16 protein-coding genes are annotated in these 22,161 nt (G+C 62.3%); 5 read left to right on the top strand and 11 right to left on the bottom strand.

Annotation, left to right across the window (positions count from 1 at the left end):
* The first annotated feature begins 102 nt into the window (after nucleotides 1–102).
* The 3 genes from AC4CS3_RS05810 to AC4CS3_RS05800 all read left to right on the top strand — a co-directional run bounded on the left by AC4CS3_RS05810 (nucleotide 103) and on the right by AC4CS3_RS05800 (nucleotide 3,162).
* Nucleotides 103–1,050: an NAD(P)-dependent oxidoreductase gene (locus AC4CS3_RS05810; protein ID WP_490782604.1), complete on the top strand. Its 948-nt coding sequence runs from the start codon at nucleotides 103–105 to the stop codon at nucleotides 1,048–1,050.
* Nucleotides 1,043–2,287, top strand: a complete 1,245-nt coding sequence (locus AC4CS3_RS05805) for a M24 family metallopeptidase (protein WP_490782603.1) — start codon at nucleotides 1,043–1,045, stop codon at nucleotides 2,285–2,287. The genes AC4CS3_RS05810 and AC4CS3_RS05805 overlap by 8 nt, the downstream gene beginning before the upstream one ends.
* A 263-nt stretch (nucleotides 2,288–2,550) precedes the next feature.
* Nucleotides 2,551–3,162, top strand: a complete 612-nt coding sequence (locus AC4CS3_RS05800; protein ID WP_490782602.1) for a VOC family protein — start codon at nucleotides 2,551–2,553, stop codon at nucleotides 3,160–3,162.
* Nucleotides 3,163–3,489: 327 nt separating this feature from the next.
* Here AC4CS3_RS05800 and AC4CS3_RS05795 read toward each other — a convergent pair whose 3' ends face one another.
* Nucleotides 3,490–3,627, bottom strand: a complete 138-nt coding sequence (locus AC4CS3_RS05795) for a hypothetical protein (RefSeq protein WP_490782601.1) — start codon at nucleotides 3,625–3,627, stop codon at nucleotides 3,490–3,492.
* Between the two features lie 590 nt (nucleotides 3,628–4,217).
* Between AC4CS3_RS05795 and AC4CS3_RS05790 the strand changes: the two genes are divergently transcribed.
* Nucleotides 4,218–4,457 carry a hypothetical protein gene (locus AC4CS3_RS05790; protein ID WP_490782600.1) on the top strand — a complete coding sequence of 80 codons (240 nt, stop codon included), beginning with the start codon at nucleotides 4,218–4,220 and terminating at the stop codon, nucleotides 4,455–4,457.
* Between the two features lie 147 nt (nucleotides 4,458–4,604).
* Nucleotides 4,605–9,443 (top strand): NAD-glutamate dehydrogenase, encoded by a 4,839-nt coding sequence (locus tag AC4CS3_RS05785; protein ID WP_490782599.1) that lies wholly within the window; start codon nucleotides 4,605–4,607, stop codon nucleotides 9,441–9,443.
* A 646-nt stretch (nucleotides 9,444–10,089) separates the two neighbouring features.
* On the opposite strand, the gene AC4CS3_RS05780 is transcribed toward AC4CS3_RS05785, so the two are convergent.
* From AC4CS3_RS05780 to AC4CS3_RS05735, 10 genes are all read right to left on the bottom strand, one after another.
* A complete protein-coding gene (locus AC4CS3_RS05780) occupies nucleotides 10,090–10,854 on the bottom strand; it encodes a DeoR/GlpR family DNA-binding transcription regulator (protein WP_490782598.1) in 765 nt (254 codons plus the stop codon).
* A gap of 7 nt (nucleotides 10,855–10,861) precedes the next feature.
* Nucleotides 10,862–11,869 (bottom strand): 4-hydroxythreonine-4-phosphate dehydrogenase PdxA, encoded by a 1,008-nt coding sequence (gene pdxA, locus AC4CS3_RS05775; protein WP_490782597.1) that lies wholly within the window; start codon nucleotides 11,867–11,869, stop codon nucleotides 10,862–10,864.
* Nucleotides 11,866–13,101 carry a four-carbon acid sugar kinase family protein gene (locus tag AC4CS3_RS05770; protein WP_490782596.1) on the bottom strand — a complete coding sequence of 412 codons (1,236 nt, stop codon included), beginning with the start codon at nucleotides 13,099–13,101 and terminating at the stop codon, nucleotides 11,866–11,868. Before AC4CS3_RS05770 ends, pdxA begins: the two co-directional genes overlap by 4 nt.
* Nucleotides 13,101–14,084, bottom strand: a complete 984-nt coding sequence (locus AC4CS3_RS05765; protein ID WP_490782595.1) for a 2-keto-3-deoxygluconate permease — start codon at nucleotides 14,082–14,084, stop codon at nucleotides 13,101–13,103. Before AC4CS3_RS05765 ends, AC4CS3_RS05770 begins: the two co-directional genes overlap by 1 nt.
* 1,035 nt (nucleotides 14,085–15,119) lie before the next feature.
* On the bottom strand, nucleotides 15,120–16,598 hold the full coding sequence (locus tag AC4CS3_RS05760; protein WP_490782594.1) for an aldehyde dehydrogenase family protein: 1,479 nt from the start codon (nucleotides 16,596–16,598) through the stop codon (nucleotides 15,120–15,122).
* Nucleotides 16,599–16,619: 21 nt separating this feature from the next.
* Nucleotides 16,620–17,336: a class II aldolase/adducin family protein gene (locus AC4CS3_RS05755; protein WP_490782593.1), complete on the bottom strand. Its 717-nt coding sequence runs from the start codon at nucleotides 17,334–17,336 to the stop codon at nucleotides 16,620–16,622.
* Nucleotides 17,333–18,262, bottom strand: coding sequence for an MBL fold metallo-hydrolase (locus AC4CS3_RS05750; RefSeq protein ID WP_490782592.1), 930 nt, complete (start codon nucleotides 18,260–18,262; stop codon nucleotides 17,333–17,335). The genes AC4CS3_RS05755 and AC4CS3_RS05750 overlap by 4 nt, the downstream gene beginning before the upstream one ends.
* Entirely contained in the window at nucleotides 18,259–19,389 is a 1,131-nt protein-coding gene (locus tag AC4CS3_RS05745; protein WP_490782591.1) for an iron-containing alcohol dehydrogenase, read from the bottom strand. Before AC4CS3_RS05745 ends, AC4CS3_RS05750 begins: the two co-directional genes overlap by 4 nt.
* A gap of 78 nt (nucleotides 19,390–19,467) precedes the next feature.
* The gene (locus AC4CS3_RS05740) at nucleotides 19,468–20,520 is read right to left on the bottom strand and encodes an ABC transporter permease (protein WP_490782590.1); all 1,053 of its coding nucleotides are present in this window, start codon (nucleotides 20,518–20,520) and stop codon (nucleotides 19,468–19,470) included.
* Nucleotides 20,521–20,584: 64 nt separating this feature from the next.
* Nucleotides 20,585–22,156 carry a sugar ABC transporter ATP-binding protein gene (locus AC4CS3_RS05735; protein WP_490782589.1) on the bottom strand — a complete coding sequence of 524 codons (1,572 nt, stop codon included), beginning with the start codon at nucleotides 22,154–22,156 and terminating at the stop codon, nucleotides 20,585–20,587.
* Nucleotides 22,157–22,161: the final 5 nt, after the last annotated feature.

Genomic DNA, 22,161 nt, shown 5'->3' with positions numbered 1-22,161 from the left:
CTCGACCGACGCAAAGTGTCGCGCTTGACGTGATGGGAACCCAAGGCAATAATCGGAGAAGGCTGCAATCGATTGTGGCATCAACATCATCGAGGAGACAACATGGATGCATCGACAAAACCCACCATCGGCTGGATTGGCGCAGGCCGCATGGGATCCGAAATGGCGAGCCGGCTCCTGAGTGCCGGCTACGACGTCACGGTCTACAACCGCACCGCCTCCAAGATCGCGCCCCTGCTAGAAAAGGGTGCGACCGCAGCGCAGCGGCCCATCGACCTCGCTGACCGGGACATCGTCTTCACCATGGTCTCGACCCCTCGCGATCTCGAAGCCGTCACGGTCGACGACGAGGGGGTCCTCGCCTCGGACAGCGCCACCCCTGGCATCTTGATCGACTGCTCGACCGTGTCGATGGAGGTCTCGTCGAAGATCCGCGCGCTGGCCGCTGAACGCGGAACGGAGTTCCTCGCCGCGCCGGTCAGCGGCAGCCCCGCGGTCATTGCGGCGGGCAAACTGACGATCGCCGCATCCGGTCCGCGCGCCACCTTCGACCGTGCGCATCCGGTGCTTGCGAGCATCGGCCGTGGTGTGACCTATGTCGGCGACGGCGAGATCGCCAGGTTGGTCAAGATCGCGCACAATGTGTTCCTCGGCGTGGTCACCCAGTCCCTGGTCGAAGTAGCGACCCTCGCCGAACGCGGGGGAGTGTCGCGAAGCGCGTTTCTGGAGTTCCTGAACGACTCCGTCATGGGGTCCACGTTCACGCGGTACAAAACGCCCGCCATCGTCAACCTCGACTTCACCCCGACCTTCACGATGCCTCTGCTGTCCAAAGACTTCGACCTCGGTCTCGGCGCAGCGCACGAGCTCAGGGTTCCTATGCCCATCGCTTCGGCGACCGCTCAGATCGTGGCATCGGCGATCGGCGCGGGCCACTTGGAGCAGGACTTCGCCGTGCTGTTGCTGGAGCAGGCCCGAAACTCCGGAATGAAGCTGGAAGCTGAGAACGTGCCCGTCGCCAGCGGGCTGGAGGTGGCAGGCGATGAGTGAGCTACCCCCGCTCCACGCCCCGGGGCACACCCATGTCGACTACGAAATGCGCGTCGACATGGACCGGCTGCGCAGCTACCGCCTCGATCGCGCCAAGCGTGCGCTCGAGGCCAGCGAATGCGGCGCCTTCCTGCTGTTCGACTTCTACAACATCCGGTACACCACCCAAACCTGGATCGGCGGCGCCCTCGGCGACAAGATGACGCGGTACGCCTTGCTGACCCGCGAAGGGGATCCCATGCTCTGGGACTTCGGCTCGGCCGTGCGCCATCACCAGCTCCACTCGCCCTGGCTGAAGCCGGAACACAACCATCCCGGGATGCTCGGGATGCGCGGGGCCATCGCGCCGTCCGCCGGCCTCATGGAATCGGCCGTCCGCGAGATCAAGGCGCTTTTGATCGACGCGGGCGTCGCCGACCAGCCCGTCGGCGTCGACATCGTCGAGCCGCCGTTCCTCTTCGAGATGCAGCGGCAGGGCCTCACGGTCGTTGACGCCCAGCAGCACATGCTCGACGCCCGCGTCATCAAATCGGTCGATGAGATCATGCTGCTCAACCAGGCAGCCGCCATGGTCGACGGCGTCTATCATGACATCGTCGAAGCGCTCAAGCCCGGCATCCGCGAGAACGAGATCGTGGCACTCGCGAACAAGCGGCTCTACGAGCTCGGCTCCGACCAGGTCGAGGCCGTCAACGCCATCTCGGGGGACCGGTGCAACCCGCACCCGCACAACTTCACCGACCGCATCATCCGTCCTGGAGACCAGGCGTTTTTCGACATCATCCACTCGTTCAACGGCTATCGCACCTGCTACTACCGCACCTTCGCCGTCGGCAGCGCGACGAACAGCCAGCGTGACGCGTACACGAAGGCGCGCGAGTGGATGGATGCGGCCATCAGCGTGGTCAAGGCTGGAGTCGGCACTGACGACATCGCCAGGGCCTGGCCGAAGGCTACCGACTTCGGCTTCGCCGACGAGCTGGCCGCGTTCGGCCTCCAGTTCGGACACGGTCTCGGTCTCGGGCTCCACGAACGCCCGATCATCTCCCGTCTCAACAGCCTCGACAACCCGGTCGAGATCAAGGCGGGCATGGTCTTCGCGCTCGAAACGTACTGCCCGGCGTCCGACGGCTTCTCGGCCGCCCGCATCGAGGAGGAGCTCGTCGTCGCCGAGAACGGCGTGCACATTCTGACTCGGTTCCCCGCCCAGGACCTCTTCGTCGCCAACGAATACTGACCACAGGAAGCCGCAGCCATGCTGGTCCGACACACGCACCGCACCGAACGCACCGCCGAACGAGAAATTGATTCTCCCACGACCTCATGATCGGGGAGAAGTGGCCAGGAACCTCAAGTGCCGTCATCGCCGATCAACGCCACGCAGCGCGGCTTCTGTCAAACGCTACTTGGCGACGATCAAGAATCTGTAGACAGCCGAGAGGCTTTTCCGTAGGTTTAATCGACGCGTGTCACTTGTACGGTTCGCAAGGAGGAAAAGACATGGCTGTCGACAGCGGGCGTCGTGCTCGGCCGATCAACCGCCCAAAATTCCACCACACCGCGTTTGCGACGCTGAAGCTCGACGAAATGGTGGACTTCTACGAGAAGGTTGCCGGACTTGAACCGGTGCACTATTCGGACATGGGCGCCTGGCTGACAAACGATGATGCAAGTCACCGGATCGCGATACTTGCGCTGCCCGGCCTGAGGGAGCCCACCGACAAGGGCCACACCATTGGCCTTCACCACACGGCGTTCGAATACTCCGACTTCGGCCAGTGGCTGGACAACTACGAGCGGCTACTTTTCGAAAACATCCGGCCGTTCCTCAACCTTGACCACGGCATGACTATGTCGATGTACTACCAGGACCCCGAAGGCAACGGAGTCGAAATTCAGGTCGATACCTTCGGAAGCTGGAGCAGTTCCAAGGAGTGGATGTGGGCATCGAGTGAGTTCGCCAAGAATCCCATTGGCAAGCATTTCGACCCGGACAAGATCGTGGCGGCACGCAAGCAAGGGCTCGAATTCATGGAGATTCATCGTCGCGCACGGGAGGGCGAATACGAGCCCGCCGTAATCCCTGATGTGCACCTTCCCGAGCTCTGGTAACGGAGTATCGGCAAAAGAAGGCAGGCTAGCTAGGTTTCACACAGCCGTTTTGCTCGGCCGCCCGCGCGGACAGTTTTCTTGCCAGAAAGGGTGCGACGGCCCGCGGGCAGGGCCTATTCTTTGCCGCCCACAGTCCTGTCGGCCTCCACGGCAAGCTGGAGGATCACCGGAACACAGCAGAAAGCGATTCATCAAGCAGGACGTTGCCGCTGCTGCGGGCGAGAGCGATGCGCTAACTGTACCCCCGGACATGGCTTTTAATTTGCGGTCGAGGAGTCCTCGGGTGGGCACGCTGCTCGGCTCGCGCTTGGCGAGTCCGAGTCCGAGTCAGTGCCGCAGCCCGAGCATGATGTTCCTGAGCGCGGTTCCGTGCGGGTAGAAAGCGAAGTGCTGAAAGACGGCCGCTGCGTAGCCCTTGTGCGCGGAACCCAGCCCTTCCCCAATGATCGAGCTAATGCTCGACACCGTTTGCTGCACGATGCTCGCTACGTCGGTCCCGGACTAAGGGGTCTGGGCCATCTACTTGGTGGTGTCGTTGACTTAGGTGATCGCCTTCCCCGGTCTTCAGCATCGGTGCAGCGGCACTGGGTTTTTCAAGGCAGCAGCGCTAAAGGTGTCATTTCACTTTATGCAGCGCACCTTCTTCGGAGTGAAGGCAGCGATAGACTCTCTGGACGTCGACCACGCCGTCGAGCTGCCCCATTCCGGGCTGGAGACTTCGATAGTCGTCTTGGAGACATCAGCTCCAGCACAGAGACTACTCGGCGACGCGGCCTCGCCGCCGGAGATGAGAGCTGATCTCGCCGCCTCATCGATAGGGTCCAGTCAAGCCCGCGGAATCGGCGCCGCTCTGCCTGTCGCCCCTGTCCGCAAGGGGGTACATCGATACGGTCGATGATAGCTCTGAGCATGTCAGCGGAAGGAGGTGCCCGACGTCGCCGTCGCCCCGGAACCCGTGCCAGGGAGCATTCTCTGGCCAAGCTCTATTCCGAACACGGATCGCAGCGCGTTCTCTTGTAACCATTTTTGAGTCATACTCTCTGGGCGTCTAACGAATGCCCCCTGGTGTCCGAGCCAAACTGGAGGATCCATGCCGGGGTAAACAAGCCGGCAAGCTTCTGACCTCCCTGACGGACAGCGCGGCAGCTACCAGCGCCGAGTACTCTGTCCTGCGGACCGTCATCTGGATGGCCGGGCCGCACAAAGACGCGGTGCAGGCGTCAGTGAAGCTCCGCGACCCTAAGCCGGAGAAGACCTTGCAATCGGCCCGGGACGAACTCGAGGCCCAGCGCTAGACACCGTCCGGTGAGCCACAACCCGTTCGGCGTTGAGCGGCCGGCACTGGACGGCGTCCGGTGAGCCAGCCATGATGAAGGGAGGCGCGGGGGCTGGATCGTCAGGCGCAGTTTGCGAGTGGCACCCCGCGGTGGAGGCGCGGTGACATGGAACGCAAATCGGTGCCCGCGGAGCACACGAAGTCGGATGGTCCCCTTGAGTCCAGCGAGTCTTTTCTGGCCGTCTACTACGTGCAGGTGCCCGCGGAGGATCTACGGAGTTACGGCGCTGAGACGCTCCAGGCACGGGCGGAGCACCATCTGAAAGTGGCGTCGTCACGGGTGCCCGGCCACGCCGTCGTCGGGATCCTGAACGAAATGGACGCCAGTGTCGTTGCAGTGGTGACCGATGATATCCCGTATCTGGTGCACTCCGTCACGGCGGAGCTCACGCGCGACGACGCCACGATCCGGCTGCTGGTGCATCCGAGCTTTCAAGTCCTGCGGGACCCCGTCACCCACGAGTTGTTGGACGTCTGGACCGATTCGTCCACTGAGGGAGCCTCAGATGGACGTGCCCGCGAAGGAGGCATAACCGAGGTCTGGATTGCGGCCGAGATCGGCAGGGTGGCGGACGACGCCGCCGCGATTGAGCTCGCAGAGAACCTGCGCACTGTGCTTGACGATGTTCGCGTTGCCGCCGAAGACGCCGCCGCCATACACGGTAAGGTCTCCGAAGCTGTCGTCTCGGTGGACGGGTTCCCGAACTCTGTTGTTCCGTCACTGGAACAGCTCCGTGAGTTGCTCCTCTGGCTCGACGACGACAATTTCCTGTTCCTCGGTTACACCGAATATCAAATCACGACGGCGGGCGGCCGGGAGCTACTGTCTGAGCGGCCCGATTCCGGGCTGGGTCTGCTGAGGCGGCCGCCGGGGGACGCCGCTGGAAGTACGGGGTCCGGGCTGCCAAGGCTCCGAGGGCCCCACGCACTCACGCTTGCCACCTCGGAGGTACGCTCTACCGTCCTGAAGCGGTCGTACTTGGACGAGGTGCGTTTGCAAGTGTTTGACGAGGCCGGGAGGGTCACCGGCGAGCGACGCTTCCTGGGGTTGTTCACGCACGGCGCCGCGCACCAGTCGGTCCGGCGGATTCCGGTGATCCGCGAAAAGGTCCAGGAAGTCAGCAAGAGCCTGGGATTTACGCCACTGTCCCACGAGACCCAGGACTTGATGGCTGTCCTGGAGACCTTTCCGAGGGACGAACTGTTCCACATTGAAGCGGAGGAGCTCGCGCGCCTGGCCGGCGAAATTCTTCGTGCCGAGGTGCTGCAGCGGATCCGTGTGTTCCTTCGGCCCGACAGTCTTGGACGGTTCGTGTCAGCGTTGGTTTTCTTCCCGCGCCGCCGCTACAGCACGGCCGTTCGGTTGTTGATGGAAGAAGAGCTCAGGCGTGCCTTCAGGGCGAAGTCCATTGATTTCGAGGCCCGTCTGACCGAGTCGCCCATGGCCAGAGTGTTCTTCCGCATCCATGTGGGTGCCGCGCCGGACGCCCCGGCGTCGAGCACCGCCGTCGTCGACCCTTCCGAGGTGGAGCGGCGCCTGATTGCTGCCACTCGCTCATGGTCGGACGGGCTCGTGGACGAGATCCGTGAGCGCTTCCCGGCGGCGGAGGCCGCAAGGCTCACCGGGCTCTGGTCGGATGCGTTTCCTCCGAGTTATCGCGCGGTGTACGACGTGGAATCCGCGATCGTGGACATCATGAATTTCGAGACGTTCGACCTGGACGGTGCAGGCGGCAGGCCTCACGGGGATCCGCTGCTCACGGTATACGTCAGGAAGGTGGCGTCGACCCCGCTCGTCGAGGACGCCCGGATCCGCCTCTACCTGACAAAGCCCAGGAGCCTCACGCAGATCCTGCCCTTCCTGCACAACCTCGGGCTCGAAGTGCTGGACCAGCGGCCGTTTGAACTCCGGCGGGGGAGCAGCCAGGATGTGTTTCTGTACGATCTCGGCGTGAAGTATCCGGGCGGCGTTGACCCTGTGGAATCCAGCGGACTGCTCGCGGATGCCTTCGCGGCCGCCATGCGTGGGGACATCGAATCTGATCGGATCGACGCACTCGTCATCCGGGAGCGGGTTGGCTGGCGGCAGGCCGCGATCCTCAGAAGCTACGCGAAGTACCTCCAGCAGCTGGGGACCACCAACTCGTACGGATTCATCGCAGAGACGCTGATCGGCAACGTCCGGGCAACACGCGCGCTCCTGGCGCTGTTCCAGGCGAAGTTCGATCCCGGGCTGGAGGAGTCTGGCCGCTTGAGGGCCACCACGGCGGCACGGAAGGAGCTGCTGGCCGCGATTGAGGAAATTCCGGTCCTTGACGCAGATCGTTTGCTGCGCACGTTCATGAACCTCGTGGAAGCCACAACGCGGACCAACTACGTCCGGGACAAGGCCCACCTGAGCTTCAAACTCAATCCTGCCGCGATCGCCGGTGCCCCGTTTCCGCGGCCGAAGTACGAGATCTGGGTCTACTCGCCGCGGGTGGAAGGCGTCCATTTACGCTTCGGCACCCTGGCGCGCGGGGGTTTGCGTTGGTCTGACCGGAGCGAGGATTTCCGGACCGAGGTCCTGGGACTGGTCAAGGCACAAAACGTGAAGAACTCCGTCATTGTGCCCACAGGGGCCAAGGGAGGCTTCTATCCCAAGCACTTGCCGGACCCGGCCCTGGACCGGGAGGCATGGCTTGCCGAGGGCCTGGAGTGTTACCGGATCTTCGTCAGGGGGCTGCTGGACCTGACGGACAACCTGGTCACCACGCCGCGCGGCGAAGCGGTGGTCCCGCCGGAGGGCGTGGTGCGCCATGACGGCGATGACTACTACCTGGTGGTGGCGGCCGACAAGGGAACAGCAACCTTTTCCGATGCGGCCAATTCCGTGGCCCGGGAATACGGCTTCTGGCTCGGCGATGCCTTCGCTTCCGGAGGGTCCGTGGGATATGACCACAAGCAGATGGGAATCACGGCCCGCGGCGCGTGGGAATCCGTGAAACACCATTTCAGCGAGCTGGGCATGGATCCGCAGAACGAAGGCTTCACCGTCGTCGGCATCGGAGACATGAGCGGCGACGTGTTCGGAAACGCGATGCTGCTCTCGCCGCACATCCGCCTGGTGGCGGCATTCGACCATCGGCACATCTTCCTTGATCCGAACCCCGATGCGGCAGCGTCCTTCGAAGAACGCAAGCGACTCTTCGCCCTTCCCCGTTCGTCCTGGGCCGACTATGACTCCTCGCTGATCAGCGAAGGCGGGGGCGTCCACTCCCGCCGGGCCAAAGCCATCGACATCACCAAGCAGGTCAGGCTGTGCCTCGGTCTCGAGCCGGGAACCGTATCTCTGGCACCTCACGCACTTTTGCAGGCCATTCTCCGCGCCCCCGTGGACCTGCTCTACAACGGCGGCATCGGAACCTACGTCAAAGCCTCCACAGAAGACCACCCGGACGTCGGGGACAAGGCCAACGACGCCATCAGGGTCAACGGCAACGAGCTAAGGGCCCGGATCGTTACCGAGGGCGGAAACCTGGGCGTCACCCAGCGCGGCCGGATAGAGGCGGCCCTCGCCGGCGTCCTGCTGAGCACCGATGCGATAGACAATTCGGCCGGCGTGGACTGCTCGGACCACGAGGTCAACATCAAGATCTTCATTGACCGGATGATCGCGGCCGGGAAGATGCGGGCCGAGGAACGGGCGGGGTTCCTGCACTCCCTGACCGATGAGGTAAGCCGGCTGGTCCTGGCAAACAACGTGGACCAGAACGTCCTCCTTTTCAACGACCGGCACCTGGCGCTCGAGTGGAGTCCAGGTTTTGAGCGGATCATGGACTCGCTCGAGACTGCCGCGGACTTGGACCGCGGCTTGGAGGCCCTGCCGAGCACGGAACAACTCCACGACAGGCTACGGTCAGGCAAGGGACTGACCGCCCCGGAACTATCGGTGCTCGCCGCCTACGCAAAGATCGAACTGGCCAATGAACTCACCGCCAGCGACCTCGCCGACGATCCCTGGTTCAGGCGGATACTCCGCAGGTACTTCCCCCGCCAGCTATCGGAGCGCTTTGACGCCGAACTGGACTCCCACCCCCTGCGCCGCCAGATCATCTGCACCGTGCTGGCCAACGACATGATCAACCTTGGCGGAATCACGTACGCCTTCCGCGCCATCGAGGAAACCACCGCCACTGCCGCGGCCGTCGCCAGGGCCTTCGTGGTGGTCCGCGAGGCGTACGACCTGCCGTGGATCGTGGGGAAACTGGCTGCCCTTCCACCCGGATACTCGAGCGAATACGCGGCGGAAGTGGCGATCCACATGCGCAGGATCCTGGATCGGGCAACACGCTGGTACGTCACGCATGACCATCGGGACCAGCCGGTCACCGAGGCCCTGGACAGGATCATGCCCACCCTGGAACGCCTGCGCACCAGAACCGCCGACTATCTGCGCGGCTCCGACCTTGACCGCGTCCAGGAGCAACTCTCGCACTGGGATCGCGTCGGGCTTCCTCGTGAGCTGGGCAAACGCGCCTCGGACCTGCTCGAGAGCTTCGGGCTTCTTGACATATCCCTGGTGTCGGAGAAGGTGCACGAACCCATCACCACGGTCGTCGACGTGTATTACTCAGTCTTTCACCGCATCGGTGCGGTACGCCTGCTGCTTCGTATCACCGACCTGCCTCGGCAGAGCCGATGGGAGACCTTGGCGCGCGCAGCGCTGCGTGACGACGTCTATTCTGCGGTGGGCGACATGACCATTTCCGTCATGCAGATGACCCCAGGTCCTGATTCCGCCCGGACCGATGCCGTTGAACGCATCGTGGCGTGGGAGCGCGGACACCAAGAACAGCTGGGACGCATCAAGGACACCCTCGCGGAGGTGACCAAACCGGGCCAGGTCGACATCAATTCCATCTCCGTGGCCCTGAAGCTCCTGCGGACACTGGTGCGCCAGTGACCTCTCCGCGGCGCACGAACCCCCGGACTGCCAGTAAGGGTAGCAGCTGCGAGCCGCAATGCTCGTCTGCAAAGCGCCCCTGACTCCCGGATCCACCCACCCGTACGTGTTGCATACAACCGTTTCGGGGGCAAGGAACGATTCGGGGACCTCATGCCCTTCTGCCGCAAACATCGCGAAATTCTCCACAGCATCTTTGACAGTCCGCCCCGCCACAGCTTATGAGCCGCCGCGCCGCAACGCATCGGCTCATATCCAGGCTTAGAGGCAACGTCCTGAGGCCAAGCCTGCTGAGCAGGATCAAGCTGAGACTACAGACCAAGGAGTCTCGATCTTGAAGTTTTCGTGGAACTGAACGACGGTATTCCTGGACTCACGCCCGAGCAGTGGGGTCGCTAGGCGGTCTAGCTCTGCTGAGAACTAGGCATGATTGTGGTTGGCTTCGGGCACGCGGATCACTTCGCCGATGACCATGACGGCCGGTTGGTGCAGTCTGTGGCTGCGGTGATGATAGTGCTGACCAACCCGTGCTCACGGCGCTTCTCCTTCTGTTCGCTGAGTAAACGGCGCCAGCCCGCGAATTGGATGAGCTCAAGCCCGACGGCGATGAATAGTCATTCCTGCTCGACTGGGCAGAGCTGATGGGTTATTCGGATACGACGTGGACCGTAATTTCGGGCCGGTTGCGGAATGATTCCAGTTGTTCGGGGGTGGCGGCCGAGTCCGTGATCAGGGTCCATGGTCGGGCTATGGCTGTCCACCAATGGGCGGTCTTGGCTCCCAGTTTGGTGGCGTCGGCCAGCACGTAGATGTCGCTGGCCGCGTCGATCATGAGTCGTTTGAGGGAGGCTTGCTGGTCTGTGCTTTCGCTGAGCCCACGGTTCGGATCGACGCCGTCGGCCCCCAGGAACGCTGCATCCGCCGTGAGGGAATGCAGCGCCGCCTCGGCGAGGGGGCCGACGGTTCCGGAACTAATGTGCCGAAGGGAGCCTCCGAGCAGAACGAGGTCCACACCTTCGGCATGCTCAAGGATCCGTGCGCAGGTCATCCCGTTGGTGATAACCGTAAGGTTGCTGCGTCCCTTCAGCCTCTCGGCCAGCGCACCAACCGTTGTACCGGCGTCGAGCAAGTTGACCGAATTCGGAGCGACGAGTGATGCAGCGAAGTGACCAATTTTGCGTTTTGCGTCCCCGGCGATGTGTTCACGTTCAAGGAGGCTCTGTTCGCGCGGGAGGACAGCAGGGACGGCCCCTCCGTAGGTACGGTGGATTCTGCCTGTGCTGGTCAGCCGCTCAAGATCCCGCCGAATGGTCGAGAGTGAGACGCCGAATTCCTCGGCCAGGTCCTCAACGCTGGCAGGGCGTATCTCAAGGGTGGCCGCTATCGATGTTCGTCGCTCTTTGGCATTCATGGTCAGGTTATTGTGTCACTCCTTCATGTACGCTAGCGAGTTCGACAGCTGCTCTGATGGCCTCGAGCATGGAGGCGTGGTCTGCGATGTTCTTGCCTGCGATGTCGAAGGCAGTTCCATGGTCTACGGATGTTCGTACCACGGGCAGGCCAACGGTGATGTTGACGCCGTTTTCGAGGCCGAGGACCTTCACGGGTCCGTGACCCTGATCGTGGTACATGGCAACGACGAGGTCGTAGTCACCACGCCCGGCTTTGAAGAATAGCGTGTCGGCTGGGAGCGGTCCCTCCGCGACGATCCCTTCGGCCAGTGCCTGTTCGATGCCTGGGGTGATCTTCAGTGCCTCTTCGTCGTTACCGAAGAGGCCGTTCTCGCCTGCGTGGGGATTGATTGCGGCGACCGCGATCCGTGGATTTTCGATCCCGGCACGGACGAGCAGGTCGTATCCGCGACGGATGGTTCGATACACGAGGGGCCCATCAATTTTCGCAATGGCGTCGATAAGCCCGATGTGTGTTGTCACGTGGATCACGCGCATCTTGGGCGTGGTGAGCATCATGGAGACTTCGGGGGTGCCGGTCAGTTCCGCGAGCAGCTCGGTGTGGCCAGGATACTTGTGGCCCCCCGCATGTAGGGCTGCCTTATTCAGGGGTGCGGTGCAGATCGCATGAATGTCGCGGTTCATGGCCAGCTCAACGGCCTTTTCAAGGTAGAGGTATGCGGCGTGGCCGGCTTCCGGGGAGAGAACTCCCCAGGGCAACTCAGGGTCGAGGCCGGGAATGTCGAAGCAGTCGATGGTGTCAGGGGCGAACACCGCGTGCCCCACTGAGTCTATGCGGCGCGTCTGGAGCGGGCTGCCGACAATTTTCATTGCCATTTCGAGACGGGCGAGATCACCGATGACGAACACGCGGGCCTGCTCGTGCAGTGCGGGGTCCAGCATGGCTTTGGCAATGATTTCGGGACCGATCCCAACGGGATCTCCCATGGTGATTGCCACGATCGGACGGGTCATGACTGTATTCCTTCGGTTGCTGTGTGCATGTGGTCTTCCAAATATTCAACGACTGATGTGAGGGCGTCGACGTCGCCGAACGCCCCTGACTTAGTGATGAAGGGCTGTTTGAGTCCTGGCATTTCGGCGGCGACGATACCCGGCAGAATTTCTCCCCGGATGTTGAGAACAGGTACGCCGAGGTGGTCCAAGATGGAGTAGGCTGTTTCGCCGCCCGAAATTACGAAGGAGGAGACCTCGGCCTGGACTGACTGAACTGTGGCAGCCAGCGCTGCGGCAATGGTCTTTGCTTGCTTTTTGTCGAGGGGTGCTGTCGGGTCCGGGGTGAGGACCGCACCGCCGCGGCTGAATGCGTTGCGCAGAGCAACGATCGTCGAGCTGACGTCGATTGCGTCGGAATTTGTGGCTCTCGCGGCGTGGTCAAGGTGAACGTGTTCGAAGCCTGCCCGAACCAGTTCGGTCAACTGGGCTGCACTGGTTGGTGCATAACTACCAATGACGACGAGGACGTTGCCTTGAGCCTGCTGCTCCGCCTTCCTGTGCAGTACATCCGGGACGGGCGTACTGCCTTTGTCTCCCATCGAAGCCGCAAGCCGTCCGGCGATGCCACCGGATCCGACAAGGATGGCCTGTTCTCCAAGGTCCCCGGCTGCGGCAACGATGGCTGAAAGTTCAACGTCGTCCCGGGCGTCCACGATGACCGTGTCGATGTGCGCCGCGAGAACCTTTTGAAACACCTCTGACAGGGACCCTGCATGCGTCCAACGGTCTCTTGAGACAAGAGCGTGTGACAGCCCAGCGCTAGTAAGTACTTTTCCGATGTCAATATTGGAGGAGTCAGCGGTTCCCTCGACGTGAACGCTTCCGTTTATCGTTGCTCGTCCGGTGCGGGGGAAGGCGGGGGCAACGATCGCCAGCACCGGGTGATCGGGCCGACTCAGCGCCTCCAGGGTTGCTGCAATTTCCACGCCTACGTTTCCGCGCATCAGGGAATCAATTTTTTTGAAAACTCGGAAGCTACCCTGCCGGGTGGCTTTGGCGACGATTTCGCCGACGCTCTTCCGGGCGCTGCGTTCGTCCAGGTAGCGGCTTTCCGTGTTGATCGCCAGAACTTCAGCGGCGGGCCAACTGGTACCAGGTTGGACCAAGACTGCGGTTTCGCGGGTGCGGGCAAAAGGAACGGCTGCGTCAGCTGCGCCTGTGAGATCGTCTGCGACGATGAGGAGTTTCATCAGGTCGCCACCTCCGCGGGGGTCAGCTGTTCTTTTTTGCTTACCCGCCGGGCCCAGAATGCGACGAACAGGGGCGCGCCGATCGCCGTAACGACAACGGAAGCTGCAACGAGAACGGTGGCCGGACCCGCTGCGGGCGCGTAAATAGGGTTGGCTGCGGCGACCAGTGCCGGTACGGTCGCAGCGTTGCCGGCTGTCGTTGCGGCGGCCAGGCCTCCGACTCCCGTACCTCCGGTAAGTCGGTCAGCGAGGAATAGCACGGCGCCTCCCAAGAACAGGACAGCCAGGCCAAGCAGTACGCCGAGCAGCCCTGCGGTCCAGACCATCTGGAGATTAAGGCCGAAACCAAGTGCAAGTGCGAAGAAAGGGATCATCACTGGTGCGGCACTCGCCAAAAACTTGCGCATTTCTGGATCCAGGTTTCCGAGGATGGCACCGAGCAGCAGCGGCAGGATGGCTCCGACGAGCGTCTGCCAGGGGAACGCGGACAGGCCGGCAACGCCGAGTGTAACCATGGTCAGGAACGGGCCGGATTCCAGTGTCATGACGGAGTACGCTGCAACATCCTTAGGCTTGCCGAACTGGCGCATCAAAGCCATGTACATCCCGCCGTTGGTGTCGTTGAATGCGGCTACCAGCGCGAGCGTAGAAATACCGGCGAAGAAACCGCCAGAGATGGGCAATTCGCCAAGGAATCGTCCTGCGATCAAGCCGATGACCACCGCGAGGAGAATCTTGGAACCGAGGAGGACGCCGCCCTTTTTCAAAATGTAGGGAGTGGATTTGATGTCAATGCTTGCACCCATGCATACATAGAACACCGCAAGGATTGTGGTGCTCCCAGTGAAGAGCGCGCCGGTGAACGATCCGAAGAACTGCGCGGTTCCCGGCGCGAAGGTCCCGAGTAGGGAACCGAGAAGTAGTGGAACAAGAAGCATCCCGCCGGGGATCTTCTCCAGTGTTGCCTTGATGGGGACGGCCATGTCTCAACCTCATTGTCGTAGATGTCGCTCCCTCAGTCACGATAACTCCGGGGGCATATGCGCTCAACACGCATCTTTATGCTCGCATAACGCAGTCTCGACGTCAATAGCTCGATAATATGACGAGATCACGCAACTAGTTGCCCGTCTGGAGCAACTCCGATTCCTCCCGGACGTAGGGGAGCAGACCGTGGCCTTACCGCATGACGTTCGCCATGGTGAATGCCGCGTCGATGGGCGTGCCGGTCGTGGCGGTCCGGGCAGGCAGGAGGACTAGTGCGTTTTCAGGCGGATTCATTGATTGCTCGTGTCCAGGATCCGGCTCAGCTCGCGGCTGGTGAGGCTTCTTTCGAGTGGTCGGAACTTTCCAAAGATCAAGCGCCGCCTAGTTCGTCCCCAACGCAAGGAAAGTGGTCCGGAACCGGCCCCGAAGCGGTCGTGTTGGATCGCTGGTACCCAACGCTGAGTGCCAGCGATCGGTCCAGATTCAGGGAGCTCCAACCCGGCGCCTGGTAGGTGGTGTTCTTGTCCATGTTCCAGCCAGCGAGCATTCCGCAGCCGATGAGTTGGTCGCTGAGCTTGGCCAGGTGTAATTCGAGTCTGCTTCCGAGGCGTGTTGGAGGAACTGGTGGGCTTTGCTGTCCCCGGGCTTCCCACCAGTTGACAGCCGATGGCGGTGAGGAGAGGCGCAGAGCGCTTAGTGCTGTTGTGGGTGGAGGCGTGGAGCAGTGTTTGCTGGGCAGCATGACAGGGAGTTCGACGACGGATGGGTGGTGAGCGTCTAGTCGCCCGGTCGTCGCGGGGCCGGCCATCCCGCAGTCGCGTATTTCGAGACGACCGCACGCCGCGGCTCGGCAAAGGAACGTCCCCTGTCAGGTCACCTGGCGCGGCGCCCGCGGGAATGACGTCGGCGTCTAGGTCGGTCAGTTAAATTTCCGCGGGCGTCTCGCCGTGGCTAGAGATGGTTGATCTCTTGAGTGCCAAAACTCATGTACTGATCAAGCGGATTGTGCTTTCTGGAACAGGACAGGTTGCTTAGTCTTCAAAATTGAGATGGACGTTCTTGGCTTGTGTGTAGGAGATGAGTTCCTCGATGCCTTCTTCGCGTCCCAGCCCGCTGTCCTTGACGCCGCCGAATGCGGTGCCGTGGACGTGCTTGGATACCTCGTTCACCCACACGTAACCGGCCTCCACATCGCGTGCAAAGCGGTGGGCCGTGCGGAGGTTTTCGGTGAACACACTCGCGGTGAGGCCGTACCGGACGCCGTTGGCAATTGTAAGCGCCCCGTCGTAGTCATCGAATGGCATCGCTGCCAGGACCGGGCCGAAAATCTCTTCCTGGGCCAGACGGGACTGAGGGTCAACATCGGCGAATAGCGTTGGGCGGACAAAGAAGCCGTTTGCAAACTCGCCCTCTGTCAGTGTCTGCCCGCCTGCGATCAGGCGGGCTCCCTCGTCGTGACCGATGGCAATGTAGCTGCGGACCTTGTCATACTGCACCGCGTTGACGATGGACCCGGTTTGGGTTGATTCGTCGGTCGGAGAGCCGGATTTCATCCCCTCGATATTCTCGGCGAGGGTATCAATAAAGTTTGCGTAGATATCGCGGTGTACTATCAGGCGGCTGGTGGACCCGCATGATTGTCCCTGCCAGGTGAAGTTCATGCCGCGCTGTGCTGCGAGGATGGCCTTGTCGATGTCTGCGTCCGCGAAGACGACCAGTGGGTTCTTGCCGCCCAACTCGAGCGTGACATTCTTGACAGCGACTGATGCGGCTGTGGCCTGGATGGCACGTCCGGTGTCGGCAGAGCCGATGAAGGCCAGCCGCCGAATGTCGGGGTGGCGCACGATGGCGTCACCGGTTGTGTGGCCGTAACCGGTCAGGATGCTCAGCAGGCCTTCGGGAATGATGCCCTGTGCAAGTTCTCCCAGTCGCAGAGCGGAACGGCTGGTGTGCTCACTCGGCTTCACGATCACCGCGTTGCCGGCAGCGAGGGGTGCGGCTATCTTCGATGCCGCAAACATGAACGGGTGGTTGAAAGGAATGATCCGGGCCACAACGCCGTACGGCTGCAGTAGCGTGAAGTTGATTCGATCGAAGCTGGAGGGGATGGTTTCGCCCCGCAGCTGCAGCGTCAGGCCGGCGTAGTAGCGCAGGCTGTCGACGGCCATGCCGGCGTCGCGGCGCATTTCGCGGATCGGGCTGCCGTTGTCGGCGACGTCGAGATCGGCCAGTTCTTCGGCGTGCTCCTCGATCACCGCGGCCAGCCGCGTGAGCACGGCGCTGCGTTCTTCCGGGGTCGATTTCTTCCACTGCGCACTGGCACGCTTTCCGGCGACCACTGCGGCATCTACGTCTGTTGCGGTGGCTGCCGGGAATCTGGCAGTCAGCTCGCCCGTAGCTGGATTGACGGCATCAATGGTGGAGCCGTCGGATGCCAAAGCTGCTCTGCCTCCGATCCACATGGGCGTGGCCGCGAGGGCGGTGTTGTTGAGGGTGGTGGTTGTCTTCACGATTGGATCTCCTGAGAATGTCTAGCGGTTCGGTTCGGTGGGGAGGGCGCGCACGAGGTACCCCCACAGGGCTTCGAGGTGGGCGGGTGGCCAGACAGTCTCCCGTTTGGCCAGTGATTCCTTATCGGATGGCCAGGTCAGGCCGGTGCCGGCATTTAGTGCAAGCAACTGTTGGCTGCACGCTTTTTCAAGCAGCACGGCACGTACAACGGCCTCCTGGAGGGTTTCTCCGGTCGTGACGATGCCGTGGTTGACCATGAACGCCGCTCTCTGGTCGCCGAGGGTCTGGGCCAAGGCGCCGCCCAAAGACCGGTCAACAATGAGGTTCGCCGTCAGGTCGAATCTTGGTACGTCAGGAGGGGTGAACAGTGTTCCGGCGTGTGACAGCCCTCGAAGGGGCAGGCCCGTCGCAGCCAACGCGATAGAGTGCGGTGGATGCGTGTGCACGACGCCGGCGATTTCCCGGTTTGCCGCCATGATTTCGGTGTGAATGGGCCACTCCGAGTGGCGTGGCCGGTCCCCTTGAAGAATGTTGCCTTCGCCGTCGATCAGAATGACGTCGTCTTCGCGAACCTCTTCGAATCCGAACCCCGCGGGTTTCATCCAGAACCCCCGGCCGGCTTCGTCGCGCACGGAGACGTGGCCCCAGATGTAGTCGTCGTGTCCGTTCGCCTTGAGCACCCGGCAAGCCTGTACGATCAGATGGCGGGCCCCGAAATCCCCGCCGCCGGTGGTCATTTGCTTGCCTCCGGCAGTCGACGCGGTAGGTCCGATGGGATCCAGGTGAACCCGGCGGGGTCGCGGCGCAGATGGCCGTGGCCGGGAAACGGAAAGTGGTAGCCGAAGACTGCGTAGCGGTTGGCATCGACGTAGTCGTAGATCCGCACCCGTTGTTCGGTGGCTCCGGTTCCGTGATGGTCGAACATGAAGTTCCACTCCGGATGTTCCAGCAGGAGCACCTGGTGGTGGCAAAGGTCGCCCCAACAGATCATTGTTTGGTCCCCGCTGGTGATTTCGTAAACCATGTGTCCCGGGCTGTGTCCCGGTGTGGCAATGGCGCGGATGCCCGGGGCGATTTGTTCTCCGCCGTCCAGCAAGATCAGGCGGGAATCGTAGGCTGTCAGGTTCTTGTGGGCTCCTTTGATCTGGTCTTGCTGATGCTCGGTGGGTGCGTCGGGGACCCGCGATAGGTCTGTCCAGTGCTGGTAGTCGGCTCGGCCGATGGCGAGGCTTGCGTTGGGAAAGAGGGGTGCGCCCGCGCCGTCCGCCAGGCCCCAGGCGTGATCGGGATGTGCGTGGGTGAGTGCAACCAGGTCGATCTGTTCCGGCTCGATCCCGGCTGCCCGCAGGTTGCGGATCAGGAGGCCTGCTTCGTCACCGAATGTCTTCAGGCCGAGTTCTGGATCGGTGCCCACGCCGGAGTCGAACATCACGAGCGTATCGCCGGTGTTGACAACGAGTACGTTCTGGTTGAGGTGGACGGCGTCGGTCGGCAGGTAGTGGCGAGTGAGTAATTGGTCGACTTCTGCCGGTTCGGCGTTGGGAAAGCTCTCTCGGGCGGGCCCGAGTCTGATAAGACCGTCAGAGACGACGGTGCACTGCAGCGACCCGTGGTCGAAGCGAGCGAATCCAGGGGGAAGTTGCGTTGGCGGGTGGCCGGTCATGGCTGGGACACGTTCTGATGGACCAGCGCGCCGGCCTTGTACAGGATCATCATGAGTGCGCTGTCGGTGGCTTCGATGCGGTTATTGAGCCGGAACGGATGACCCGTGCTCGCTGTGATCATGGCATCGACTTCGGCTGGACCGATGGCTCCCTCCGCGAATCTGGGCGTGAAGCCGATGCGCTCATACAGGGGAGCGAGCTGGTCAACGAGGGCCTGTGTCGCCGGGGAGGAGATCCGGCGATTGAAGATCGCCACGTGCGGGAGCAGGATGCCGTTCTGCAGCCCGTGGGCGATGTGCACAGATGGTGCTGTTGACAGGGCATGGACTAGTGCAAGTCCGCTGTTGCCGCAGGCCATGTTCGCGGCGCAGCTGGCTTCGATCAATAGCTGCAGCACGTCGTCATTCGTGCCAGCGGCGTTTGCGCCCGAAGACACTCCGTCGACGGCCAGTGGAAGGGTGTCGATGATGGTCTGGGCGGCTTGCTGTCCCAACGCCTCGGTGAATAGCGAGCTGCGGCGCGCCCAACTTGATTCGATACAGTGTGAGAGCGCGTCCAGTGCAGCGAAAACAAGTGGGGCCCACGGCAGTCCGCGGAGGACCGTCCCGTCGAGTATGGCGACGCGGGGCTCGCAACCGGGGGAGCGAACCACGAGTTCGTCCTCCCGGCCCTCTTCGTGCAAAACGAGAACAGTTGATACTTCGCTGCCGCTCCCTGCCGTTGTCGGAACTGCGATCGTAGGTACAGGGGGGAACTTAACCCGGCCGACGCCCTCATACTCGTCGATGCGCCCAGAGTTCGTGAGCCGGATGGCAACGGCCTTGGCCGCACCCAGGGCGCTGCCTCCTCCGACCGCAAGAACAACGTCGCCGTGTGCCGCCCGCGCCTCTGCGGCCGAGATCTCGACGGCGTGAACATCCGGATTCGGACCAATGAGCAGTCGTCCAGCAATGATCTCTGGTGGCACATCACGGAGAACACTATCGAGCAGCCCTACCTCGTCGATTCCCCGGTCGGCCACCACAACAAGGCGTTCGGCGCCTAGCCGCTGAAGTTCAGCAGGCAGCGTCGCCAAGCTCCCGAGGCCGGTGATGACTCGCGTCGCAACAGTGAATTCCTTATTCAAGGGAGCTTCCTTCTTTCAAGAGTGGTTGTCTTCGGTGGCACGCGCTGGTGTCGGTGGACGGATCAGGACCAATGGGGCTCAACGGCGCAGAAGACGGGAACGGGCGATAGTCGAAACGGTGACCGCGATGATGAGGGCGGCCCCGTAGAAGACGTTGCTCACCCAGCTGGAATAGCCGAGCAGCTGGAGTCCGACGATGCCGGTCACAAGGAAGTAGATCGTAATCAGCGTGCCGATGGGGTTGAAGGTTCCCGGGCGGACGACGGCTGTGCCAAGGAATGTTGCCGCGAGAGCGGGCAGAAGATATGACCCCGAGGTGCTCGGGTCGAAGCCCCCGACGCTCGCGGCAAGAAGAACACCGGCTACTCCGGAACTTAGCCCGGAAAAAATGTAGGCGCCGTATCGAATTCGCTGGACTTTGATTCCGCTCAGCCGAGCCACTTCACGGTTCGCGCCAACGAAGGTCATGTGTCGTCCGAGAGGCGTGAACGCGAGAACCACCGCGAACGTGATCGCTACGATCAGTCCGTAGTAGAACGAGATCGGGAGGCCCAGCACATTGTAGACGGCCGCATTTGCCAAGCCGGAGCTGAGTCCGGTCACCGCCACGAGGTTGGATATAGCCTGCGCTATTCCGAGTAGCAGCACACTCATGCCCAGTGTGGTCACGATGGGATCGATAGCCAATTTCACGATAACGAATGCGTTGACACCTCCGGCAGTTGCCCCGACCCCCAGGGCGATGATCACGGCAAGCCATTCAGGCACACCCTGGTTGACCACCAGTACCGGCAGAACGGTCGCCGAAAGCCCCATCATCGACGCAATGGACAGGTCGAATTCGCCGACAACGAACGTGCAAACGGCAGCCATCCCAAGGAAGACCAACGTCGATTGTGAACCGAATATCGTCTGGAAAGTGCCGAACGTGAGAAATGTCTTGGGGGCGAGCCCGGCGAACAAAGCCGCCATGAGCAGCCAAACGAAAACGATCCCATAGCGGGAGGCGATCCGTCGCCGGAGATCGCCGAGGCTGGGACGCTCCTGCGCTTTGGCGCCCGGTTCGGCGGGAGACTTTTCAGTTGAAACACTCGCATCAGCGGCGATGGATGGGTGGGGTGAATTGCTCATGGTGCGATCCTTCGGAATCCGTGTGATGGTGGGCATTGCTGTCTACGATCAGTGAGTTCTTGTCTCATGCGATGGCCTCAAGGACCTGATCAGGGGTGAACGGACGGCGCAGTTCACGGGAGATCCGACCTTCGGAGAGTACGACTATCCGGTCGCAGATCAATGCAAGATCTTGCGCTTCGATCGAGGAGACGAGAACGGCCGCGCCGTCCGCAGCCACTGCGCTGATCGCGCGGAGGATATCCGCCCGAGCCCCGACGTCTACGGCTTGTGTAGGTTCGTGGAGAACGAAAAAGCGAGGTCTCTGCAGCAACCATTTGGCCAGCAGCAATTTCTGCTGGTTGCCGCCACTGAACGATCCCGCAAGCTGCTCCGGATCGGGCGGCGAGATGTTAAGCATGGCGCACGCCGTCATGAACTCTTGGCGCTGCCACGAACCGCTCAGCACTCCATGTGGCGAGTTGGCGCCGACGCGTGGCAATGTGACGTTGTCCACGGCCGTTTCACCGACGGCGAGTCCCTGCCCGGCGCGGTCGTTCGGCACGAGAACGACGCCGTCGGCCAAGGACTGCTCGACGTGGAGGTTCCCCAGATTACGGACGCGTCCCGTGACGTCGATCGTCCCGGCCGCCTCGGAGGTATGGGCGCCGGTGATGAGGTAAGGCAGTTCTTCGTGTCCGGCTTCGGTTGCCCCGATCACCCCGAGAACTTCTCCCGCTTTCACATCGATGTCGATCCCCCGCAGGACCGACCCGCTGACAGCCCGGAGCTGCACCACGCTGTCTGCCTCCGGCGACTCGTGTGCCGCAATATCGGGTGATTTTTCGACACGGCTGAATCCGACCAGCTGGCGACCCAGGATCTGCTTGGACAGCTCTGCCTCTGACATGCCCCGGGTGGAAACGCTCGCGGCCGTGACGCGGCCATCACGAAGGATCGTTGCGCGATCAGCTAAGGCGAGAACCTCATCTAGCCGGTGACTGACGATCACGATGGATGTTCCCTGCTGCGCCAGTCTTCTGATCGTGTCGTAGAACTCCGGGAGAACCTCCCGGGACAGCGATTGGGTCGACTCATCGAGAATGACGCATCCGGACCCGGGGACGATCGACTGAAGGGCCCGACCGATGGCCACCGTCGCACGCTGGCCAACGTGTAGCTGGTCGACGAGCCGGTCGGGATCGATGTCCGAGTGCATGCGTTCGAGGGTCTTCCTTGCCTGCTCCCGCTCGTAAGACCAGTCGATAAATTGGCCGAAGCGCCGCTTGGATAAGGCGCCGAGCCGGATATTTTCCGTGACCGAATGTCCAGGGATCAGCCCGAGGCTCTGGTGGACGATCGTGACGCCGCGGTTCATGATGCCGACCGGGGTGACCGGTTGCATGACGTCTTGTCCATCGACGCGGATCACCGCGCCGCCGTCAGGGCGGTAGAGCCCCGACAGAACCTTGATAAGCGTTGACTTTCCGCTGCCGTTCTGACCCAGAAGGCCGTGGATCTCCCCGGGAAGCACCTCGATGCCGGCATCGCTCAGGACGGTATTCCGCCCGAAGGTCTTGTTGATGCCGGCCATCAGCAGCCGCGGCTCGGTGCCGGCCCCGGAGTAGCCGATGTCAGATGGTGTGTGCGTTGTCATTAGTC

This window comes from Arthrobacter sp. SE2, from assembly GCF_058244265.1.
This window is presented reverse-complemented; position numbering and strand designations above follow the sequence as displayed.

Coding starts and splice junctions, on each gene's coding strand:
- AC4CS3_RS05810 (WP_490782604.1), top strand. CDS start 103: ATGGATGCATCGACAAAACCCACCATCGGCTGGATTGGCGCAGGCCGC.
- AC4CS3_RS05805 (WP_490782603.1), top strand. CDS start 1,043: ATGAGTGAGCTACCCCCGCTCCACGCCCCGGGGCACACCCATGTCGAC.
- AC4CS3_RS05800 (WP_490782602.1), top strand. CDS start 2,551: ATGGCTGTCGACAGCGGGCGTCGTGCTCGGCCGATCAACCGCCCAAAA.
- AC4CS3_RS05790 (WP_490782600.1), top strand. CDS start 4,218: ATGCCCCCTGGTGTCCGAGCCAAACTGGAGGATCCATGCCGGGGTAAA.
- AC4CS3_RS05785 (WP_490782599.1), top strand. CDS start 4,605: ATGGAACGCAAATCGGTGCCCGCGGAGCACACGAAGTCGGATGGTCCC.
- AC4CS3_RS05780 (WP_490782598.1), bottom strand. CDS start 10,854: ATGAATGCCAAAGAGCGACGAACATCGATAGCGGCCACCCTTGAGATA.
- pdxA (WP_490782597.1), bottom strand. CDS start 11,869: ATGACCCGTCCGATCGTGGCAATCACCATGGGAGATCCCGTTGGGATC.
- AC4CS3_RS05770 (WP_490782596.1), bottom strand. CDS start 13,101: ATGAAACTCCTCATCGTCGCAGACGATCTCACAGGCGCAGCTGACGCA.
- AC4CS3_RS05765 (WP_490782595.1), bottom strand. CDS start 14,084: ATGGCCGTCCCCATCAAGGCAACACTGGAGAAGATCCCCGGCGGGATG.
- AC4CS3_RS05755 (WP_490782593.1), bottom strand. CDS start 17,336: ATGACCACCGGCGGCGGGGATTTCGGGGCCCGCCATCTGATCGTACAG.
- AC4CS3_RS05750 (WP_490782592.1), bottom strand. CDS start 18,262: ATGACCGGCCACCCGCCAACGCAACTTCCCCCTGGATTCGCTCGCTTC.
- AC4CS3_RS05740 (WP_490782590.1), bottom strand. CDS start 20,520: ATGAGCAATTCACCCCACCCATCCATCGCCGCTGATGCGAGTGTTTCA.
- AC4CS3_RS05735 (WP_490782589.1), bottom strand. CDS start 22,156: ATGACAACGCACACACCATCTGACATCGGCTACTCCGGGGCCGGCACC.